Here is a 19794-nt window from a genome sequence, read left to right as displayed (position 1 = left end):
AGAGTGCCATGAGTTCAGTTTCCCGCCGTAAAGCCTACCGCGCCGCCATCCTTCACAGCATTGCCGACCCCGCGGAGGTGGCAGTAGAGGCGTCTTATGAGTATTTTGCCGATGGCCTGTTGCAGGTCGAAAACGGCAAAATCATTTCAGTGGGCCCTGCTGCCGATTTGCTCGATAGCCTCGACAGCGATGTCGAGCTTATCGAATACCCGGACGCACTGATCACTCCGGGCTTCATCGACACCCATATCCACTTGCCGCAAACCGGCATGATCGGCGCGTACGGCGAGCAACTACTGGACTGGCTCAACACCTACACTTTCCCCTGCGAAAGCCAGTTCGCCGACCCCGAGCATTCAGCGCAAGTGGCGGACATCTTTATCAAGGAACTGCTGCGCAACGGTACGACCACAGCGCTGGTGTTCGGCAGCGTGCATAAAGAATCGGTCGAGGCGTTTTTCAATGCGGCTCAGGCACTCGATCTGCGCATGATCGCCGGCAAGGTGATGATGGACCGCAATGCGCCGGATTATCTGGTTGATACGCCAGAATCCGGGTATGCCGACAGCAAGGCGCTGATCGAGCGCTGGCACGGTAAAGGGCGTTTGAGCTACGCAGTGACCCCGCGATTCGCGCCGACCAGCAGCCCGGAGCAATTGAGCCTAGCTGGGCAGTTGCTTACTGAGCATCCCGGCCTGTACCTGCAGACCCACATCAGCGAAAACCTTCAGGAGATCGAGTGGGTCAAGGCGCTGTTCCCCGAGCGCAAGCATTACCTGGATGTATACGATCACTTCAACCTGCTCGGCGAGCGCTCGGTGTTCGCCCATGGCGTGCACTTGTGCGACGAACAGTGCGCACGACTGGCGCAGACCGGTTCGGCGATTGCCTTCTGCCCGACCTCCAACCTGTTTCTGGGCAGCGGCCTGTTCAACCTGCCGATGGCCGAAAAGCACAAGGTGAATGTAGGCCTGGGCACCGACGTGGGCGGCGGCACCAGTTTTTCGATTCTGCAAACCTTGAACGAAGCTTACAAGGTCATGCAAATGCAGGGCGCACGGCTCAATCCGTTCAAGTCGCTCTATCTGGCGACATTGGGCGGCGCACGCGCATTGCGACTGGAAGACAAGGTCGGCAGCTTGAAGCCCGGCAACGAAGCCGACTTTCTGGTGCTGGACTACAACGCCACCCCGCTGCTGTCATACCGGTTGAAACAGGCTAAAGACATCGAAGAGATTCTGTTTGTGCTGATGACGATTGGTGATGACCGGACGGTGAAGCAGACTTGGTCGGGTGGGCGGTTGGTGCATGACAGGGGCTAAATCGTCCCTCACGCTCACGCAGGCTCTGCGTCGTCAAGAGGACGCGGAGCGTCCAGAACGGCATGCGACGCGGAGCGTCGCACGATAGTCAAAGCTTCAGCACGAAGTTGAGGTTATCGTTCCCTACGCTCGCGTGGGAATGCGGGTCTCGACGCTCTGCGTCGTCGAGAGGACGCAGAGCGTCCGGAACGGCATGCGACGCGGAGCGTCGCACGATAGTCAAAGCTTCAGCACGGAGTTGAGATTATCGTTCCCTACGCTCCGCGTGGGAATGCGGGTCTCGACGCTCTGCGTCGCAAGAGGACGCGGAGCGTCCAGAACGGCATGCGACGCAGAGCGTCGTACGATAGTCAAAGCTTCAGCACGAAGTTGAGGTTATCGTTCCCTACGCTCCGCGTGGGAATGCGGGTCTCGACGCTCTGCGTCGCAAGAGGACGCAGAGCGTCCGGAACGGCATGCGACGCAGAGCGTCGCACGATGGTCAAAGCTTCAGCACGAAGTTGAGGTTATCGTTCCCTACGCTCCGCGTGGGAATGCGGGTCTCGACGCTCTGCGTCGCAAGAGGACGCGGAGCGTCCGGAACGGCATGCGACGCAGAGCGTCGCACGATAATTGTTCATCCAGCCTCAACGCCCGGTCTTTTTCCGACCCATGACGTGCGAGAACACCGCATGCAAATCGTCCGAGGCACTGTCCTGGTCGAGGTTGAGCTTGCCGTCAATGTGGTCCATGTGATGCATCATCAACTCGACGGCGAGCGGCGCATCGCGCGCTTCGATAGCGTCGATCAGCTGAGTGTGTTCGTCATAGGAACAATGTGTGCGGTTGCCGGTTTCGTACTGGGCAATGATCAATGAAGTCTGCGATACCAGGCTGCGCTGGAAGCTGATCAGCGGCGCGTTTCTGGCGGCTACGGCCAGTTGCAGATGGAATTCGCCAGAGAGACGGATGCCTGCACCTCGATCACCGCGGGCAAAGCTGTCGCGCTCGTCGCTGACCATCTGACGCAGTTCGGCCAGTTGCTCGGCAGTGGCGTGCGCGACTGCCAGTTCAGTGATTGCCTTCTCGACCATGCGCCGGGCAAAAAATACCTGGCGCGCCTCTTCGACGCTGGGGCTGGCGACCACCGCGCCACGATTAGGGCGTAACAGCACCACACCTTCATGCCCCAACCGCGATAGAGCGCGACGAATGATGGTGCGGCTGACACCAAAGATCTCGCCCAGCGCCTCTTCACTCAATTTGGTGCCCGGCGCCAGCCGCTGCTCCAGAATGGCATCGAAAATATGCTCGTAAACGACATCGTCCTGAGTAACGCTGCGGCTGGCGCTGGTCGTGCCGCGCGGCTGTTTCTTGAGAGGCAGGGACTGGTCGTTCATGGGCACTCGTGCGCAGATGGATTACGGCGTTGGGACTGGCGCATTGTACACAGGGCAAAACCGGAAACGCGCGCAAAAAAAGGCCCGCAGTGTGGGGCGGGCAAGAGGCACTTAGCTGCCCCGATACGTCGAGTAGCTGTACGGCGAGATTAACAGCGGTACATGAAAGTGTTCCTGACCTGCATCAATGCCAAAGCGCAGCACCACTTCATCGAGAAAGGCCGGTTCATTCAATACCACGCCTCGCGCACGGTAATAATCGCCAGCCTGAAAGTGCAGTTGATAAACCCCGGACTGATAAGTGTCTCCCTGCAACAGGGGCGCATCGCAACGTCCGTCGCTGTTGGTGACAGCGCTGACAACGTGCAGAAGCTGCTGGCCTTCGACCCGATACAATTCAATGCGGATGGCACTGCCTGGGCAACCGTGGGCAGCGTCCAGCACGTGTGTGGTCAATTTCCCCAAAACTTCACTCCTCACATCCGGCGATGGTGAAACAGTGCACCAATGAAGTGCTCTGCATGGTGCGATTGCGACCGATTAAGACACTTTCGCAAAAACCTGTACACAATAAAATCTTCAGTGGATTGCAGCTGACGCCTGTGCTGCTCGCCAATCGTCGAATTACCTGAAAAGAAAGGAAGCAAAGGAAAAATATCAGATTTTTTTCGATTAGCTGACCACTCAGGCAGGTTTCTTGCTTGCTTTATTTGAACCGGCACAAATCGGTAACGAAACCTACAGGGTTACAAGCCGAAAATAAAATTGTATACAATCTGCGCATTGCAGTGCCTTGTCTGCCATTCGCACCGCACCTGGCTTAACGCACATAACGCACAAAAGGAAGCTTGCAGTGAGCGCTGACTACCCACGCGACCTGATCGGTTACGGCAACAACCCGCCTCATCCACGCTGGCCGGGCAACGCGCGCATTGCCTTGTCATTCGTGCTGAATTACGAGGAAGGTGGCGAGCGCAATATTCTGCACGGTGACAAGGAATCAGAAGCCTTTCTGTCCGAGATGGTTGCTGCGCAGCCATTGCAGGGCCAGCGCAATATGAGCATGGAATCGCTGTATGAATATGGCAGCCGCGCAGGTGTCTGGCGCATTCTCAGGCTGTTCAAGCAGTTCGATATTCCCCTGACCATCTTCGCCGTAGCCATGGCCGCGCAGCGTCATCCCGAGGTGATCCGCGCCATGGTCGCCGACGGTCACGAAATCTGCAGCCACGGTTATCGCTGGATCGACTATCAGAACATGGAAGAAGCCGACGAGCGTGAACACATGCGCCAGGCTATTCAGATCCTCACCGAGATCAGTGGCGAACGGCCGCTGGGCTGGTACACCGGGCGCACCGGGCCCAATACGCGGCGACTGGTGATGGAGGAAGGCGGTTTTCTCTATGATTGCGACACCTACGACGACGACCTGCCGTACTGGGAGCCGAACAACCCCACCGGCAAGCCGCATCTGGTCATCCCCTACACGCTGGACACCAACGACATGCGCTTCACCCAGGTGCAGGGCTTCAACAATGGCGAGCAATTCTTTCAGTACCTCAAGGACGCGTTCGACGTGCTGTATGCCGAAGGCGAAGACGAACCGAAGATGCTTTCCATCGGTCTGCATTGCCGCCTGATCGGTCGCCCTGCCCGGCTGGCGGCGCTCAAGCGTTTCATTGAGTACGTCAAAGGCCATGAGCAGGTATGGTTTACCCGACGTGTCGATATCGCCAGGCACTGGCACACTGAACATCCGTTTACCGGCAAGGCCGAGCAATGAGCACGTTTAAAACACTGACACCTTCAAGCCTGGGCCGGGACGCATTCATCGCAGCCTTTGCCGACATCTACGAACACTCGCCTTGGGTCGCGCAGCAGGCCTTCGACGAGGACGCTGGCCCCGAACTGGATCAGGTCGAGGCCCTGCACGCCCGCATGAGCAAACTATTGCTCGGTGCCCCTCACGCGCAACAGCTGGCGCTGATCAATGCCCACCCGGACCTGGCCGGCAAGGCGGCTATCCAGGGTGAGCTGACTCAGGCCAGTACCGATGAACAGGCAGGCGCCGGTATCCACCACTGCACGCCTGAAGAGTTTCAGCGTTTTACCGAGTTGAACGAGGCTTACAAGGCACGTTTCGGCTTTCCGTTCATCATGGCGGTCAAGGGCAGCGACAGACATAAAATCCTGGCGGCGTTCGAGCAACGCATCCATCACTCGCCCGAGGCCGAGTTCGCTTGCGCCCTGGCCGAGATCAACAAAATCGCACTGTTTCGTCTACAGGCGCTTTGAGCGTCGCCGTTATCAACCTGTTCAGAAGGCAGACAAGAAGCATGAAAGTTTACGCCGCACCGTTCGAGAAGTTCGTGAACCTGGCCGACGCGCGCCTGGGCACCAAAATCCTTTCGGTCACCGATGACTGGTTCGCAGATGCCAACCGGTTGTTCCAGCCGACCCCGGCGGTCTGGAAAGAAGGCGTGTTCGACGACAACGGCAAGTGGATGGACGGCTGGGAGTCGCGCCGCAAGCGTTTCGAAGGATACGACAGCGCAGTGATCCGCCTCGGTGTAGCTGGCACCATCAAGGGTGTAGACATTGATACCTCGTTTTTCACCGGCAACTTTCCGCCTTCCGCTTCGCTGGAAGCGTGCTTTCTGGCCTCTGGCGAACCCGATGAAAACACCGCCTGGACCGAAGTGCTGCCGTCTGTGGAGCTGCAAGGCAACAGCCATCATTACCACGAGATCACCAACGATCAGGCGTTCAGCCACCTGCGCTTCAATATCTACCCGGACGGCGGCGTAGCGCGCCTGCGGGTCTACGGCGTGCCGCATCGCGACTGGTCGAAAGTCAGCGAAGACGAGCAGATCGATTTGGTGGCGGCACTCAACGGTGGCCGGTCGATTGCCTGCTCGGACGAGCACTACGGCAGCATGAGCAACATCCTCAACCCCGGCCGTGGCGTGAACATGGGCGACGGTTGGGAAACCGCCCGCCGTCGCACACCGGGCAACGACTGGGTCATTGTGGCGCTGGGGCACAAGGGCGAAGTCGAGAAAGTCATTGTCGACACCCTGCACTTCAAGGGCAATTACCCGGACAGCTGCTCGATCCAGGGTGCTTTCGTCAAGGGCGGTACCGACAGCCAGATCGAAACCCGGAGCCTGTTCTGGCGCGAACTGCTACCAAGCCAGAAGCTGACCATGCACGCCGAACACGAGTTCGCCGAGCAGATCAAGGCGATCGGCCCGATCACCCACATCCGCCTGAACGTATTCCCTGACGGTGGCGTGAGCCGCCTGCGAGTGCTGGGCAAGGTGTCCAGGTAACAACGTGTGAACTCTCGTTCCCACGCTCCGCATCGTACACAGGCCTGATTTGGATTCTGGCCGAAGGCTGTAGGAGCGAACTTGTTCGCGAAGGCGTTGTTCCAAACGGTACATCTTCAGAGGGTGTACCGGCCCTTTCGCGAACAAGTTCGCTCCCACGCCCTTCGGGCAGAAGCAGGCGAGAACCGTATTCCAGGCGCGCCAAGTGCGATAAACCCTGAAGCCATTGAAGAAGAATCCGCATGCGCAAACTGATAATCGAGCCACTGACCAAGGAAGCTTTTGCGCCATTCGGTGATGTGATCGAAACCGATGGCAGCGATCATTTCATGATCAATAACGGCTCGACCATGCGCTTTCATCGTCTGGCTGAAGTGCAAACCGCGCAACCGGATGACAAGGCGATCATCAGCATATTCCGCGCCGAAGCGCTGCCGATGCCGTTGACCATTGGCATGCTGGAGCGTCACCCGCAGGGCAGCCAGGCCTTCATCCCGCTGCTCGGCAACCCCTTTCTGATCGTGGTCGCGCCGGTTGGCGATGCGCCTGAATCAGAGCTGACCCGCGCCTTCGTGTCGAACGGCAGGCAGGGTGTCAATTACCATCGCGGCGTCTGGCACCATCCGGTGCTGACGATCGAAAAGCGGGATGACTTCCTGGTGGTTGATCGCAGTGGCGAAGGCAACAACTGCGACGAGCATTACTTTGCCGAGAGCCAGTTGCTGGTTCTCGATCCCAACCCACTGGAAGGGTAAAAACCGTGCTGGCACATATGATGGAATGGCTGAATCTGGGCGTACGCTGGATTCACATGATTGTGGGCGTGGCCTGGATCGGCGCATCGTTCTACTTTGTCTGGCTGGAGAACAACCTCAACCGCAGCAACCCGCGTGAAGGGTTGTCTGGTGATTTATGGGCGATCCACGGCGGTGGCATTTATCACCTGGAGAAGTACAAGCTCGCGCCGCCGACCATGCCGGAGAATCTGCACTGGTTCAAATGGGAAGCGTATTCAACCTGGCTGTCGGGCGTGGCCCTGTTGTGCGTGGTGTTCTACGCCAATCCGACGTTGTACCTGTTGGCGCCGGGCAGCAGCCTCAGTGGTGCCGAAGGCGTGCACATTGGCTTGGGTTCCTTGTTTGTCGGCTGGTTCATCTACAGTTTTTTGTGCGACTCGCCACTGGGCAAGCGCCCTGCACTGCTGGGCCTGATTCTGTTCCTGCTGCTGGTGGCCGCGGCGTACGGGTTCAGCAAAGTGTTCAGCGGTCGCGGTGCCTATCTGCATGTGGGCGCGATCATGGGCACCATCATGGTCGGCAACGTGTTCCGCATCATCATGCCAGCCCAGCGCGCCCTGGTGGCGGCAATTGCCGAGAACCGCACGCCTGACCCAAGCCTGCCCGCCAAGGGCCTGCTGCGCTCGCGTCACAATAACTACTTCACCCTGCCCGTGCTGTTCATCATGATCAGCAACCACTTTCCGAGCACATACGGCAGTGAGTACAACTGGCTGATTCTGGCGGGCATCGCACTGCTGGCGGTCCTGGTGCGCCACTATTTCAATACAAGACATGACAGCCATCGATTCGCCTGGACCCTGCCGGTCGCTGCGCTGGGCATGCTCTGCCTGGCGTACGTCACCGGCCATGCGCAACCTCCCGCGAAAATCGTCTACCAACCGCTGCCCGGCACCGCAGTTGGCGGTCATCGGGCCGACGAGAAACCTCCGGAGCCGGTCACCGCGCCGGTCGAGGCCAAGCCTGCCAGTACCGGCGCGGACTTCGCCAAAGTGCATGAAGTGATTCAGCATCGTTGCACGGTGTGCCATTCGGCCACGCCTACCAGTCAGTTGTTCAGCGTTGCGCCTGCGGGAGTGATGTTCGATACACCAGAACAGATTCAGCAGCAGGCCCCGCGCATCAAGGCGCAGGCCGTCACATCGCCGATCATGCCATTGGGCAACATCACCCAGATGACTCAGCAGGAACGCGAACTGGTCGGTGCCTGGGTCGATCAAGGCGCACACACTAACTGAGCCCCTCGCTAACCAAGCGCTCCTGACACGGGGCGCACTCGCCCCACTTTCGCTCCAGACGCCCTGCGCTGGAGCACTTGAGCCAGACGACGCAAGTCAGTATTCTCCGCCGCCGCTGCAAAACCGGACAACCGCTCCTTGTACGCTGACTTTGACCGAACAGCCAACTAGCTGACTGTACGGTCAGGACTCTGTCGACCCGAAAAAATGACTTGAAACCGACACGTTGATGCCGGTTTGGGGATTACTTCAACTTTTTTTCACTGTTTGGCGCAGCTCTTGCTAACAACACAAAGCTGACCAGACAGACAAATTACTGCAACCACAGACAAGGCGTCACTTAGAGAACGTCAGTCTGAAAAAATCACGATCTACTTCAAGGGACTCACCGCATGAACCGTACGTTTTCCAGCGTGTTACTGGCCAGCAGTCTGCTGGCCGCTGCGCCAGCCATGGCCGGGGATATCTTCCAGTGGCAGAGCAATAGCCTGACCTATCTCAATGGACGAGACTTTGCCGTCAACCCGGCAAACCAGCAGACGTTCACCTTTGAACATGCTGACAGCTGGAAGTACGGCGACAACTTCTTCTTCGTCGACAAGATCTTCTACAACGGTAAGGGAGACGCAACGGCTGGCGATAACACCTATTACGGTGAATTCTCGCCCCGCCTGTCGCTGGGCAAGATATTTGGCCAGAAGTTTGAGTTCGGCCCGATCAGCGATGTGCTGATTGCGGCAACTTACGAATTTGGCGAAGGCGATAACGAGTCTTACCTGATCGGCCCGGCGTTCGATTTGAAGATCCCGGGTTTCGACTACTTCCAGCTGAACTTCTACCAGCGCCAGACTGAAGGCAACCGTCCGGGCGATGGCGTATGGCAGATTACCCCGGTGTGGTCCTACACCATCCCCATGGGCAAATCGGATGTGCTGATCGACGGTTTCATGGACTGGGTAGTGGACAACGACAAGACGTCGCGTGGTACTTACCACTCCAACCTGCACTTCAACCCGCAGATCAAATATGACCTGGGCAAGGCACTGAATTACCCTGAGCGTCAGCTGTACGTCGGTATCGAATACGATTACTGGACCAACAAATACGGCATCAAGGACAGCCGCTCGTTCGACACCGACCAGAACACCGCGAGTTTGCTGGTGAAGGTGTTCTTCTAAGCACGATCCGGTTGTGACGCTCGTTCCCGCGCTCAGCGCGGGAACGCATTTCTGAAGCCCCTGCGCCCAACCTTGAGAGGGTGTTGCTGCGCAGATCTGTGACGCGGAGCGTCACGGGATGCATGCCAACGCGGAGCATTGGCACGATATTCAACTCCTGCGCGGCGCCCGCCTCCACTCACTCCCTAGCCGCTTTCCAGACCTTGCCAATCAGCGTTACGACCAACACCAGCAACGCGCCAGCGATAACCCCGGCGACCGCATCGATCAGCGTCGGGACGACCATCGACAGCCCGCCCACCGCACCGGCTGCAGCTTCGGTCACGCCTTCGACCCAATGGTGAGCAAACGGCAGACCGTGAACCAGAATCCCGCCGCCGACCATGAACATGGCCGCAGTACCGACAATCGACAGTACCTTCATCAATACCGGCGCAAGCCATAGCAAAGCACCACCGATTTTCTGCGCCGCAGAGCTTGCAGTCTTTTTCAGGTACAGGCCCAGGTCGTCAAGTTTGACGATACCTGCCACCAGTCCATAGACACCCACGGTAATCAGCACAGCGACAATAACCAGTACACCGACCTGATCCATGAACGGTCGGGCCGACACTACGCCCAGCGCCAGCACGATGATTTCTGCCGAAAGAATGAAGTCGGTGCGAATCGCGCCTTTGATACGGTCCTTTTCGAACGCCACCATGTCCACTGAAGCATCCGTGGCCGCCTGCTTGCGCTGATCATGCTCTTCGCCGGTTTCGGGATGCAGCCATTTATGGGCGATTTTCTCGAAACCTTCAAAGCATAGGAACGCGCCGCCGATCATCAACAAGGGAAGAATCGCCCAGGGCGCGAAGGCGCTGATCAACAGTGCCGCCGGAACCAGGATTGCCTTGTTGAGCAACGAGCCCTTGGCCACGGCCCAGACAACGGGCAGTTCGCGATCGGCTGAAACACCGGTGACCTGCTGGGCATTGAGCGCCAGATCATCCCCCAGCACACCCGCGGTTTTCTTGGTGGCCAGTGCCACGTCATCCAGCAGGGTGGCAATATCGTCGAGCAGGGTAAGCAAGCTTCCAGCAGCCAAAATAAAAATCCTTGAGCAAGTAAAAAAAGGAAATAGCACTGATTGAATCATGCGCCAGGGTCAATCGTGTGGCAGTCAACAACTCTGACCTTCATCAGACGTGAACGTTTGACGCTGCGTAGTACAGGCAGGCCACGTCGAGCAACCGGTTAAATGGGTAATTGCGTGGTCGACACCACCTGACGCAGTCCCATGAACGAGCGGATCTGTCTGACACCGGGCAAGTACAGCAGCTGTTCGGCATGCAGGCGGTTGAAACTCTGACTGTCTTTGGTGCGCAGCAGCATGAAGTAATCGAACTCGCCGGTGACCACATGAAACTCCATGCAGCCGGACACCTTCTGCGCGGCTTGTTCAAATTGGGCAAATGAGTCCGGTGTCGAGCGGTCCAGCACCACACCGATCAGCACCACCATGCCCGCGTCCAGAACGTCGCCATTGAGCAACGCTACCACGCCCTTGATAACGCCCGCCTCCTTCAAACGCTCGACGCGCCGCAAACAAGCAGGCGGACTCAGCTTGACCTTCTCGGCGAGTGCCACGTTGGAAATCGAGGCGTCACGTTGCAGGGTCTTGAGAATGGCGCGGTCAATCCTGTCCAGCAGCGGTGCTACATCGCCAGCGGACTTTTTAGTGCGTTCATTTATTGCTTTCATGATGAATTTCACAAAATAAAAGTTTGCATTAGTGGCATGACACTAACGCTGATTTTGCAAATAGACAATTCTTTGCAACCACGATTATTCAGCTATTTCCTATGATAGGAACCACTTCAGGCACACCGTTCAAACGTCGAACTCATTCCTTGCAGGCCTGAATCAACTTATCAACGGAGCCCCGATATGAACCTGAGCAAGTTCAAGCGCTACCCTCTGACCTTCGGCCCCTCGCCCATCACCCCTCTGAAACGCTTGAGCGAGCATCTGGGTGGCAAGGTCGAGTTGTATGCCAAGCGCGAGGATTGCAACAGCGGTCTGGCCTTTGGCGGTAACAAAACCCGCAAACTGGAATACCTGGTGCCGGAAGCCATCGACGGCGGCTACGACACACTGGTGTCGATCGGCGGCATCCAGTCCAACCAGACCCGCCAGGTGGCGGCAGTCGCGGCGCATCTGGGTATGAAATGCGTGCTGGTTCAGGAAAACTGGGTCAACTATTCAGACGCCCTGTACGACCGAGTGGGCAATATCGAGATGTCACGCATCATGGGGGCCGATGTGCGCCTGGACTCGGCAGGCTTCGATATCGGCATTCGGCCGAGCTGGGAAAAGGCCATGTCCGACGTCGAGGAAAGCGGTGGCAAGCCGTTCCCGATTCCTGCGGGCTGCTCGGAACACCCTTATGGCGGCCTGGGATTCGTGCGTTTTGCCGATGAGGTACGCCAGCAGGAAGAAGAACTCGGCTTCAAATTCGACTACATCGTGGTCTGCTCGGTGACCGGCAGCACTCACGCAGGCATGCTCGTCGGCTTCGCGGCCGATGGCCGGGCACAGCGTGTGATCGGTATCGATGCGTCGGCCAAACCGGAAAAGACCCGCGCGCAGGTTCTGCGCATCGCTCAGAACACCGCAAAACTGGTGGAACTGGGCCGCGAAATCACCGCCGAAGACGTGGTGCTCGACACCCGCTACGCCTACCCCGAATACGGCCTGCCGAACGAGGGCACCCTTGAAGCCATTCGCCTTTGCGCGCGCCTTGAAGGCGTATTGACCGACCCGGTCTACGAAGGCAAATCCATGCACGGCATGATCGACATGGTGCGCAATGGTGAATTCCCCGAGGGCTCAAAAGTGCTCTACGCACATTTGGGCGGCGTACCGGCGTTGAATGCCTACAGTTTTCTGTTCAAGGACGGTTAAGCCATCCCGAAAGTTGCCTGAATGGCCCGCGAATTCGCGGGCCATTTTGCACCTGCTCAAAAAGCCGACAGACCTGAAACGGAAACTGCATCCACAGGTGTATTCACATGTATTACACTGCACCCTTATGTAATACAAATAACTACGTGTGAGGTGTATATGTCCACAATGTCTCTACGTCTGCCGGACGAAATGGCGGATACCCTTGCACACCTTGCAAAGGCGACCGGGCGCAGCAAGTCATTTTTGGCCCTCGACGCGCTCCGCGAATACCTGACTCGCGAGGCATGGCAGATTGCCGAAATTCAGCGCGCGATTGAAGAAGCCGACGCTGGCGAGTTCGCCAGTACAGAGGACGTAAAAGCTGTCATGGACAAATGGTCTGGCAATGCAGGTTGAGTGGCTTAAAACGGCGCTAAAGAATCTGGATGAGGAGGCAGCGTATATCGCACAGGACAATCCAGCTGCTGCCGCAGTTTTCGTGAAAGCAATTCAATCAAGCGTGACGCAGCTCGCGAGCTTTCCCGCCATGGGCCGGGAAGGACGGATTGCCGGAACCAGAGAATGGCCTCTGCCAGACCTGCCTTACCTGATTCCATATCGCATCCGTAGCGGCCGGCTACAGGTTCTAAGGATTTTCCACACCAGAAGACAATCGCCCCCCGTGTGGTGAACCGCAGACACGTTTACTGTGCACACAGCTTCACTATCAAAGCCGAAAATACTTCTGCAGCGCCTGCGCCAGCAGGCTCACCGCCTCGTCGTTCTGTGACGACGGCGAGCGCAGGAAGACGATTTCGTGCTCGGGAATTTCAGGCAGGTCATCGAGAATCTGCATGGCTTCCGTGACTCCGCTCCGATCAATAAGGCTGATCGCCAGGCCCGCTTCCACACAGGCTTTGATCGCCTGATTGGACGGGCTTTCGAGAACTACACGGATTTTGCGGCCGTTGTCTTTGAGCGACGCCATCATGGCTTCACGATAAGGACATTGCGCTGCGTGAATGGCCAGCGGCAACGGGTCCGCAGATCCCAGTGCGACGCTGGCCGGCCCGACCCAGACCGGCTTGGTAGATACCAGAAACTGCGTATCAGCACTTGGCTGCCCTTTGGGTTGCGCGATCACTGCTGTCTGCAACTTGCCGCGCGCAACCTGCTCGCGCAGGGTGTAGCTGGGTGCGGTTTTCAATTCCAGCACCACATTGGGCCAGGCCGCAGCGAACACCGGCAGGATGTCGCGGATGACATGAACGGCGTACTCATCCGGAACACCCAGCGTGATGCGCCCAGCCAGATGAGTCCCTTGCAGATCAGCCAGCACGCGGTCATGGGTGGACAGCAATTCCGTCGTCGAGACCAGCAAACGCTTGCCCAGCGCAGTGAGAGACACCGCCTGGTTGTCCCGATTGAGCAAACGCCCGCCCGCTACCGCCTCAAGCCGCTGGATATGCACACTGACTGCCGCGGGGCTTTTGTGAAGTTGCTCGGCAGCCGCAGAAAACTTCCCTATTCGCGCCACGGCATGAAAAGTACGTATCAGTTCGATATCGAGAATTGCGCTCATGATTCATAAAACCTGAATAACTACTGCACTTAATTTTGATTTATTAGATTACGCTGACTTCGTAACCTGTGTCCATGAATCAGCACCTATCGATTTCTCCGAGCGTAACGCGGCCTGCCTGGCATCAGGCCATTCCCCTTATCTTGCTGGAAGCAACCCTTGTCCTGACCTGGAGCTCGGGTTTCATCGGCGCGCGGTTTTCGCTTAATTACGCACCACCATTGCTGGTGGTGTTCTGGCGTTGTGTGGTGGTCACGTTGATCCTGCTGCCTTTCGTCGCGAGGCAACTAAGATCGATACCGCCTGCCACGCTGTTGAAAAATGCGGGCATCGGTCTGCTGGCCATGGCGGGCTATGTCGCAGGCGTTACGCAGGGCATCGCGCTGGGCGTACCTGCGGGACTCGCGGCGCTGTTTGCCGACTTGTTGCCGATGGGCATGGCACTGCTGGCTGCCGCCGTGCTCGGGCAGCGACTTGTCTGGCAAATCTGGGCGGGGCTGGTGGTCGGTCTGGTCGGCGTGGTGCTGGTCACGTACAGCGCGCTGGCGGTGGGAGATGCGCCATTGTGGGCTTACGGCCTGCCACTGCTGGGCATGTTGTCGCTAGCCATCGCGACACTGTGGCAGAAACATTCGACCCACATGCAGCCCATGGACCTGCTTCCCAACCTGTGGCTGCAATGTTTTATATCGAGCTTCGCGTTCGCCATCATCCAGGGAACACAGGGCAGCCTGGCCCCCATTCCCAGTACCGGGTTTGCGTTGAGCGTGATCTGGACGGTGGGGCTGGCGACGCTTGGCGGCTACGGACTTTACTGGGTGTGTCTGCGCCGCGCATCAGCCACCCGCGTTGCCAGCGTGCTGTACCTCAGCCCACCGGTGACAATGCTCTGGGCCTGGGTGAAGTTCAACGAGCCGCTGTCCTGGCAGATGGCGTCAGGCATGGCGGTGTCGGGTGTCGGTGTGTGGATGGTCGTACGGGCGGAAGCGCGGCAGGTCGCCTCGTGACCGAGTCACAAGGCGCCTGATGCAGGGAAGTTAAATCTTGAAACGCGCCACCATGCTCTGCAAATCGCTGCCCAAACGGGCCAGTTCTACAGTCGATGCGGCGCTTTGCTCGGTTGCCGAAGCCGATTGATCGGCAATGTCGCGCACGCTAAGCACGCTGCGGTTGATTTCGTCGGTCACGGCGCTCTGCTGCTCGGCCGCGGCAGAAATCTGCTGGCTCATCTGCTCGATCGTACCGATGGACTGATTGATCTCAACCAGTGCCTGCTCGGCCTGACGAGCCAGCACGACTGTGCCTTCGGTGCGTTGCAGGCTGGCATCCATCAGACCCGATGCGGCACCTGTACCTTTTTGCAACGCCTGAATCAGCGCTTCGATTTCCGTGGTGGAGTTCTGGGTACGCTGAGCCAGCGAACGTACTTCGTCAGCCACCACCGCAAAACCACGGCCCTGCTCACCCGCACGTGCAGCCTCGATGGCCGCGTTGAGCGCCAGCAGGTTGGTTTGTTCGGCAACGGCCTTGATCACGTCAATCACGCTACCGATCTTGCCACTGTCTTCGGTGAGGCGCTGCATGGCTTCGCCCAGCTGTTTCACTTCACCGGCCAATTGGCCGATTTCGCGAGTGGCGTGCTGCACCACACTGCTACCGTGAGCGGCACGTTCGCTGGCCTGTTTGGCCGCCAGCGAAGCGTCTTCGGTATTGCGTGCTACTTCCTGCACGGTCGACGCCATTTCGTTCATGGCGGTGGCAACCTGGTCGACTTCGTTTTTTTGCAACGTGACGCCGGCACTGGTCTGTTCGCTGACAGCAGACAATTGTTCGGCCGCCGTGGCGATCTGTGTCACACCGTTGCCGATGCCACCGATCAGGCCGCGCAGAGAAACCGTCATGTGCTGCATGGTGTTCTGCAGCAGGCCCAGTTCGTCCTGGCGGGTGGTGCTGCTGTCATGGGTCAGATCACCGTCCGCAATCCGGCGCGCCGCAATCACGGTGCTGTTCAACGGCACGGTAATCTGACGCGTGATCAGGAACGCAGCAAAGATGCCGACCAGCAGCACGACCAGCGCTACGCTCAGCAATTGCACCACAGCGGTTTGTTGTTCCTTCTTGGCACTGATGACCTGCAACGCCGCCAGATCATCGGCACGGGCAGCGGTCGCTATGGATTGCTGTTGCAGATCGGTACGGACTTGCTCGGTCTGCTGCAGCATGTCCGAAATCGACGACATCAGGACCTTGTATTGTTTCAACGCCACCAACGCGGCATCCACTGCAGCATTTGCCTCGACAGGCAATTGGCTGCGAGCGGCGTCCACTTGTGCGATCAGGGCGTCGGCGGCCTTATAGGTGGCCTGACGGTTGTCGGCATTCGGAACGCTCAGGTAGCGGCGAAACACCAGACGGAAATTGGTCATGCCGTTACGCAGGTCGCCAGCGATCTTGACCTGCCTGATGCCGGTTTCATTCGGCGAACGCAAGGTGTCGTCAATGGTCTTGTTCAGCAAATTCTCAAAGGTCGCGCTGACGTCATCGGAAACCTTGATGATCGGTTTCAACGCCTCGTCGACTTTCTGATTGATGCCGACCAATTGGTCGAACGTCTGCTTCAGACCGCCCACCTGCTCCTTGATCTCGCGCAGCTTGGCCAGGTTGCTCGATATCACGAACACTTGCAGGCCCTGATCGACACTGCGGCTCAAGGTATCCAGCGCGCTGGCGTAATTCTGCACACCTGCGGCGGTAGGGCCGGTCGCATAGGCTTGCGCAGCAATCCGGGCATTCAGAACGTCAGCCTTGATCTCCGCGACCTTGCTGCTTTTACCCATGCGCTCGATCAGCAGGTTGGTGCTGGAGTAGCCGATGACGGTGACGGTCAGTACTCCGAGCAAAATAGCGGCAAAGCCCAGTCCGAGCTTCTTGCTGACTTTCAGATTGTCCAACCATTTTGCGCTCATTACGTGTGTGCCTTTGATTTTTCGGGATGCACGTGAATCGGCGCTGAAAGATTTAACTTGATAGTTAACGTTATCGGAATCACGCACGCGCCAATCGAAGGCACCCTGAAGCCCAAGAATTACGTGGCCGGAGCGCGATGATGAATATTTATTTAAATCGCCTGAGCAGAATTTTTCCGATGATTGGCACCGCGCGAAACCGGAAGATCACGCAATGAAACTGCCTTGATCTTCGCCTGTACGGAGCCATCGGAGATTGGCAACAGCGTCAGACGTTGCGGTCGGTGAAATGAACATCCAGCCGGATGTTTTCCGGCTCGTTGATCGCTGCCAGGTACTCGTCTACGGTGATTTCTCCGACGCAGGCCCGTGCGCCCGGTTGTGGGCGATAGCCACCGGCCATTTTGCCGCTCAGCGCGACGGCAGCACTGCCGGGGATCTCTGGGCCCTTGTCGTTCAGTGCAGTCAATTGCGCACGCATGTGCAGCGGCTGGCCGGTGAGGTCGACGCCATCGACATCGATGTACATCGCGCTCTTTCGATCACCCCAGTGTTCAAAGCGCGCGCCCCAACGGTACAGGCGCTCGGCCCACGACGCAGGATCGCGCAGCAGCCCACAGCGAATCGCCAGCGCCAGCAGCCAGGTCGCGATGCCGCCGGCCTTGAGCGCGGAGCCGGCCTTGAAGCTCAGATGCTGCGCGGCATAACGTGTCGCGAATACATCCAGGTCCGGGACGTCGACATTGGCCACCAGCCGTGTGCCCATGCCGGGCATCCGGCGCAGGGTCAGGTCCATCCAGCCATGGACTTCGTGGACCTTGCCGTTGCGCAGTTGCCTGATCGGCCGCCCGGCATTGGCCAGTACGCCACGCACGGTCGACAGACCGGGCATTTTCGCTGCCGAGGAGATGCCATGCTCTATCGAATCGATGCGCAGAAAACGCTGGCGATGCTGATCGATGATGGCCGCCGAAAGCGTCGGCACCGAGCTGCAACCGCTCAGCACACAGACGCCCGCCTCACGCGCTAAGGCATCCAGAGTGGCGATACCGGAGACGAAGGTCCGGCAATCCGACAGGTCGCAATAATTCACACCCGCCGCGATGCAATGCCGGGCCACGGCATACGACTGCCCCTGAAAAGGCCCCGCCGTGTGGATAAGCAGGTCAATGCCCAGCGCGCGAAGTTGGCTGCCAGCGCCGTCTTGCATGATATCCACACACCAGCTCTCGCAGGATTTACTACCCAGTGTTTGCAACTCAGCGACTTTTTCCGCCAGCTTGCGGCTGTCACGGCCGGAAATGACCAGTTCAATGTCCGGCATCATCACCAGATGATTGCAGATAAGGCTGCCGAAGTTACCGTAGCCGCCGATGACCAATACGCGAAATGCCATTGACTCGTCCCTGACCTGCAGAAGGATGTGACCCTGCCTCGTTGCGCCACGATTGCCGTGAGCAATGGCAATGAAATGCGCGTGCATTATTGATCATTGGCCGCAGGCCGGGTACAAAACCCTGTGCCTTTTTGATCGTGCAAGGAGCAACGGATGCTGAAACTACACACCGAGCGGCTTTATCTGCGGACCCTGTTCGCCAGTGACTGGCCGTTGTTTCTGAGGCTGCACTCCGAGCCTCAGACCATGCAGTACGTCTTCGGGGAAATCGAAGAAGCACAAGTTCGCAAAGGCTTTGATCATCGCCTCCCGGTGTGGACGCCAGAGTCCGATCACTGGCTGTGCCTGGTGGTCGTCGACAAGCAGAGCGGCGTGGAGCTGGGGGTCAGCGGCTTTCGCATCATGTCGCCAGGGCATGCCGAAGTAGGCTGTCTGTTGCTGCCGGAACACCAAGGCAAAGGCTTCGGCACCGAATCCCGCCGGGCAATCATCGACTACGCTGCCGCCATCGGCCTCGATTCACTGGAATCGACCGTGACCGATGGCAACATTGCCTCCTGCAAGGTGCTGGAGAAATGCGGTTTCTCTTTCGAACGCCGCGTCCCGCAGGCCTATCAGATCGGCGATCAGTGGTTCGATGACCTGAAATATCACCTGCGACTGAGGTGACAAGCCCGCAGCCAAGCGTTCGCCAGGCTGCGGCAAGCGGCTCAGGCTTTGGGCCGCCCTCCCAGAATCGTCACTCGCTCGCCATAGCGCGAGTGCGGGAAGTAATCCCACACCGCGTGATGCTGGGTGCAGCGGTTATCCCAGAACACCAGCGTGTTGGGCTCCCAGCGCACGCGGCAACTGAGACAGGGTTCACGGGCGATCAGGTCGAACAGCATGTTCAGCAGCGTGCGGCTCTCTCCTGCGGACAGTTGCACGATATGCGAGGTGAAACCGGAATTGACGAACAGGCTGCGGCGTCCGGTTTCAGGGTGGCGAACCACCACCGGGTGCTCGCTTTTGGGAAGGTTGGCAGGCGGCTGATAGCCCTTCCACGGAATCTCGCCATCGTGAATGGCCGTCAGTTCGCCAAGAAACGCCTGCATCGCAGGCGAGAGCATTTCTATGGCCAGGTGCATGTTGGCAAACAGCGTGTCGCCACCGGTTCCAATGGCGGGCGTCTCTTTGACATACAGCATCGAGCCCATCGACGGTTCCAGGTCGGCGGTGCCGTCGGTGTGCCACAGCTCGCCAGCAGCGAAGCGTGACTGGGCGTTGGCGCGCACCACGACCAGCTCCGGGTCATCGCCATCAATGCTTTCTACCGGCAAGGCACGTAACGGTCCAAACAGCCGGCCAAAGGCTTTATGCTGTTCGACCGTCAAGTGCTGATCACGAAACACCAGCACGTGATTCTCCAGAAAGGCACGGCGGATTTCCGTCAGTTGCTCCGCATTGAGTGGCTGCGACAGGTCGACACCGCCGACTTCGGCACCGATGATCGGTGTCAGGCGGTTGACCGTGATGCTGTGATACGGCGCGCGAGGCGCCCCCGCGATGCCTTCGATGGCCTTGAGTGCCATTTGATCCATGATCCCTCACCCTTGAATGGTTGGCATGGTCGATCACCATGTCCGTAACTGGTTTACCGGGACATCAGCCCCGTCTGAAAAGCGTGCCGGTAACGC

General features: G+C 58.4%; 20 protein-coding genes and 1 pseudogene. 12 read left to right on the top strand and 9 right to left on the bottom strand.

The features are described 5' to 3' along the window. Nucleotides 1-8: 8 nt before the first annotated feature. Nucleotides 9-1322, top strand: a complete 1314-nt coding sequence (gene guaD / locus RYB66_RS22580) for a guanine deaminase (RefSeq protein WP_117139966.1) — start codon at nucleotides 9-11, stop codon at nucleotides 1320-1322. A gap of 626 nt (nucleotides 1323-1948) precedes the next feature. Here the strand turns inward: guaD and RYB66_RS22575 are convergent. Continuing rightward, nucleotides 1949-2701 (bottom strand): GntR family transcriptional regulator, encoded by a 753-nt coding sequence (locus RYB66_RS22575; protein WP_002552803.1) that lies wholly within the window; start codon nucleotides 2699-2701, stop codon nucleotides 1949-1951. A gap of 111 nt (nucleotides 2702-2812) precedes the next feature. Continuing rightward, on the bottom strand, nucleotides 2813-3166 hold the full coding sequence (uraH, locus tag RYB66_RS22570; RefSeq protein ID WP_002552802.1) for a hydroxyisourate hydrolase: 354 nt from the start codon (nucleotides 3164-3166) through the stop codon (nucleotides 2813-2815). A 388-nt stretch (nucleotides 3167-3554) separates the two neighbouring features. Between uraH and puuE the strand changes: the two genes are divergently transcribed. The 6 genes from puuE (at nucleotide 3555) to RYB66_RS22540 (ending at nucleotide 9246) form a co-directional block, all read left to right on the top strand. Then, a complete protein-coding gene (gene puuE, locus RYB66_RS22565) occupies nucleotides 3555-4484 on the top strand; it encodes an allantoinase PuuE (protein ID WP_316895496.1) in 930 nt (309 codons plus the stop codon). Continuing rightward, entirely contained in the window at nucleotides 4481-4996 is a 516-nt protein-coding gene (gene uraD / locus RYB66_RS22560) for a 2-oxo-4-hydroxy-4-carboxy-5-ureidoimidazoline decarboxylase (protein WP_057401051.1), read from the top strand. The genes puuE and uraD overlap by 4 nt, the downstream gene beginning before the upstream one ends. Nucleotides 4997-5037: 41 nt before the next feature. Continuing rightward, nucleotides 5038-6033, top strand: a complete 996-nt coding sequence (alc, locus tag RYB66_RS22555; protein WP_316895491.1) for an allantoicase — start codon at nucleotides 5038-5040, stop codon at nucleotides 6031-6033. A 242-nt stretch (nucleotides 6034-6275) separates the two neighbouring features. Further along, nucleotides 6276-6788 carry an ureidoglycolate lyase gene (locus RYB66_RS22550; RefSeq protein WP_004643995.1) on the top strand — a complete coding sequence of 171 codons (513 nt, stop codon included), beginning with the start codon at nucleotides 6276-6278 and terminating at the stop codon, nucleotides 6786-6788. Nucleotides 6789-6793: 5 nt separating this feature from the next. After that, nucleotides 6794-8068, top strand: coding sequence for a urate hydroxylase PuuD (locus tag RYB66_RS22545; RefSeq protein ID WP_316895489.1), 1275 nt, complete (start codon nucleotides 6794-6796; stop codon nucleotides 8066-8068). Between the two features lie 392 nt (nucleotides 8069-8460). Further along, a complete protein-coding gene (locus RYB66_RS22540; RefSeq protein WP_002552796.1) occupies nucleotides 8461-9246 on the top strand; it encodes an outer membrane protein OmpK in 786 nt (261 codons plus the stop codon). Between the two features lie 178 nt (nucleotides 9247-9424). On the opposite strand, the gene RYB66_RS22535 is transcribed toward RYB66_RS22540, so the two are convergent. Beyond that, the gene (locus tag RYB66_RS22535) at nucleotides 9425-10333 is read right to left on the bottom strand and encodes a DUF808 domain-containing protein (RefSeq protein WP_316895487.1); all 909 of its coding nucleotides are present in this window, start codon (nucleotides 10331-10333) and stop codon (nucleotides 9425-9427) included. A 149-nt stretch (nucleotides 10334-10482) separates the two neighbouring features. Continuing rightward, nucleotides 10483-10989 (bottom strand): Lrp/AsnC family transcriptional regulator, encoded by a 507-nt coding sequence (locus RYB66_RS22530; protein WP_004658394.1) that lies wholly within the window; start codon nucleotides 10987-10989, stop codon nucleotides 10483-10485. Between the two features lie 186 nt (nucleotides 10990-11175). Between RYB66_RS22530 and RYB66_RS22525 the strand changes: the two genes are divergently transcribed. The 3 genes from RYB66_RS22525 (at nucleotide 11176) to RYB66_RS22515 (ending at nucleotide 12865) form a co-directional block, all read left to right on the top strand. Continuing rightward, the gene (locus RYB66_RS22525; RefSeq protein WP_011168201.1) at nucleotides 11176-12192 is read left to right on the top strand and encodes a 1-aminocyclopropane-1-carboxylate deaminase; all 1017 of its coding nucleotides are present in this window, start codon (nucleotides 11176-11178) and stop codon (nucleotides 12190-12192) included. 159 nt (nucleotides 12193-12351) lie between these two features. Then, on the top strand, nucleotides 12352-12591 hold the full coding sequence (locus tag RYB66_RS22520; RefSeq protein ID WP_011168200.1) for a CopG family ribbon-helix-helix protein: 240 nt from the start codon (nucleotides 12352-12354) through the stop codon (nucleotides 12589-12591). After that, nucleotides 12581-12865, top strand: a complete 285-nt coding sequence (locus RYB66_RS22515) for a type II toxin-antitoxin system RelE/ParE family toxin (RefSeq protein ID WP_005755973.1) — start codon at nucleotides 12581-12583, stop codon at nucleotides 12863-12865. The genes RYB66_RS22520 and RYB66_RS22515 overlap by 11 nt, the downstream gene beginning before the upstream one ends. 36 nt (nucleotides 12866-12901) lie before the next feature. On the opposite strand, the gene RYB66_RS22510 is transcribed toward RYB66_RS22515, so the two are convergent. Further along, complete coding sequence (locus RYB66_RS22510) at nucleotides 12902-13756, bottom strand: LysR family transcriptional regulator (RefSeq protein WP_054996354.1); 855 nt, start codon at nucleotides 13754-13756, stop codon at nucleotides 12902-12904. 74 nt (nucleotides 13757-13830) lie between these two features. On the opposite strand from RYB66_RS22510, the gene RYB66_RS22505 reads away from it, so the two are divergent. After that, nucleotides 13831-14763 carry a DMT family transporter gene (locus RYB66_RS22505; protein WP_316895484.1) on the top strand — a complete coding sequence of 311 codons (933 nt, stop codon included), beginning with the start codon at nucleotides 13831-13833 and terminating at the stop codon, nucleotides 14761-14763. A 30-nt stretch (nucleotides 14764-14793) separates the two neighbouring features. On the opposite strand, the gene RYB66_RS26725 is transcribed toward RYB66_RS22505, so the two are convergent. The 3 genes and pseudogenes from RYB66_RS26725 to RYB66_RS22495 form a co-directional block, all read right to left on the bottom strand. Then, complete coding sequence (locus tag RYB66_RS26725; RefSeq protein WP_371217786.1) at nucleotides 14794-15498, bottom strand: methyl-accepting chemotaxis protein; 705 nt, start codon at nucleotides 15496-15498, stop codon at nucleotides 14794-14796. A gap of 201 nt (nucleotides 15499-15699) precedes the next feature. Further along, a pseudogene (locus RYB66_RS26720) lies at nucleotides 15700-16593 on the bottom strand (methyl-accepting chemotaxis protein); the annotation flags it as partial. A 397-nt stretch (nucleotides 16594-16990) separates the two neighbouring features. Then, nucleotides 16991-18118 carry a saccharopine dehydrogenase family protein gene (locus RYB66_RS22495; protein ID WP_044299297.1) on the bottom strand — a complete coding sequence of 376 codons (1128 nt, stop codon included), beginning with the start codon at nucleotides 18116-18118 and terminating at the stop codon, nucleotides 16991-16993. A 153-nt stretch (nucleotides 18119-18271) separates the two neighbouring features. Between RYB66_RS22495 and RYB66_RS22490 the strand changes: the two genes are divergently transcribed. Next, nucleotides 18272-18787, top strand: coding sequence for a GNAT family N-acetyltransferase (locus RYB66_RS22490; RefSeq protein ID WP_005744303.1), 516 nt, complete (start codon nucleotides 18272-18274; stop codon nucleotides 18785-18787). A gap of 41 nt (nucleotides 18788-18828) precedes the next feature. Here RYB66_RS22490 and RYB66_RS22485 read toward each other — a convergent pair whose 3' ends face one another. Beyond that, nucleotides 18829-19698, bottom strand: a complete 870-nt coding sequence (locus RYB66_RS22485; protein ID WP_005744301.1) for a TauD/TfdA dioxygenase family protein — start codon at nucleotides 19696-19698, stop codon at nucleotides 18829-18831. Nucleotides 19699-19794 lie beyond the last annotated feature (96 nt).

The sequence above is a fragment of the Pseudomonas syringae group sp. 243L2 genome, assembly GCF_032587875.1.
Taxonomy (GTDB): Bacteria; Pseudomonadota; Gammaproteobacteria; order Pseudomonadales; family Pseudomonadaceae; genus Aquipseudomonas; species Aquipseudomonas amygdali.
The sequence above is the reverse complement of the archived record's forward strand: the minus strand, read 5'-3'. Positions and strand labels throughout refer to the sequence as shown.

Excerpts from the sequence above, each read along its gene's own strand:
- alc (WP_316895491.1), top strand. The coding sequence starts at position 5,038 with ATGAAAGTTTACGCCGCACCGTTCGAGAAGTTCGTGAACCTGGCCGAC.
- RYB66_RS22575 (WP_002552803.1), bottom strand. The coding sequence starts at position 2,701 with ATGAACGACCAGTCCCTGCCTCTCAAGAAACAGCCGCGCGGCACGACC.
- RYB66_RS22490 (WP_005744303.1), top strand. The coding sequence starts at position 18,272 with ATGCTGAAACTACACACCGAGCGGCTTTATCTGCGGACCCTGTTCGCC.
- RYB66_RS22525 (WP_011168201.1), top strand. The coding sequence starts at position 11,176 with ATGAACCTGAGCAAGTTCAAGCGCTACCCTCTGACCTTCGGCCCCTCG.
- RYB66_RS22550 (WP_004643995.1), top strand. The coding sequence starts at position 6,276 with ATGCGCAAACTGATAATCGAGCCACTGACCAAGGAAGCTTTTGCGCCA.
- RYB66_RS22515 (WP_005755973.1), top strand. The coding sequence starts at position 12,581 with ATGCAGGTTGAGTGGCTTAAAACGGCGCTAAAGAATCTGGATGAGGAG.
- RYB66_RS22505 (WP_316895484.1), top strand. The coding sequence starts at position 13,831 with ATGAATCAGCACCTATCGATTTCTCCGAGCGTAACGCGGCCTGCCTGG.
- RYB66_RS22485 (WP_005744301.1), bottom strand. The coding sequence starts at position 19,698 with ATGGATCAAATGGCACTCAAGGCCATCGAAGGCATCGCGGGGGCGCCT.
- RYB66_RS22540 (WP_002552796.1), top strand. The coding sequence starts at position 8,461 with ATGAACCGTACGTTTTCCAGCGTGTTACTGGCCAGCAGTCTGCTGGCC.
- RYB66_RS22510 (WP_054996354.1), bottom strand. The coding sequence starts at position 13,756 with ATGAGCGCAATTCTCGATATCGAACTGATACGTACTTTTCATGCCGTG.
- RYB66_RS22520 (WP_011168200.1), top strand. The coding sequence starts at position 12,352 with ATGTCCACAATGTCTCTACGTCTGCCGGACGAAATGGCGGATACCCTT.
- RYB66_RS22530 (WP_004658394.1), bottom strand. The coding sequence starts at position 10,989 with ATGAAAGCAATAAATGAACGCACTAAAAAGTCCGCTGGCGATGTAGCA.
- uraD (WP_057401051.1), top strand. The coding sequence starts at position 4,481 with ATGAGCACGTTTAAAACACTGACACCTTCAAGCCTGGGCCGGGACGCA.
- RYB66_RS22495 (WP_044299297.1), bottom strand. The coding sequence starts at position 18,118 with ATGGCATTTCGCGTATTGGTCATCGGCGGCTACGGTAACTTCGGCAGC.
- guaD (WP_117139966.1), top strand. The coding sequence starts at position 9 with ATGAGTTCAGTTTCCCGCCGTAAAGCCTACCGCGCCGCCATCCTTCAC.
- RYB66_RS26725 (WP_371217786.1), bottom strand. The coding sequence starts at position 15,498 with ATGGCGTCGACCGTGCAGGAAGTAGCACGCAATACCGAAGACGCTTCG.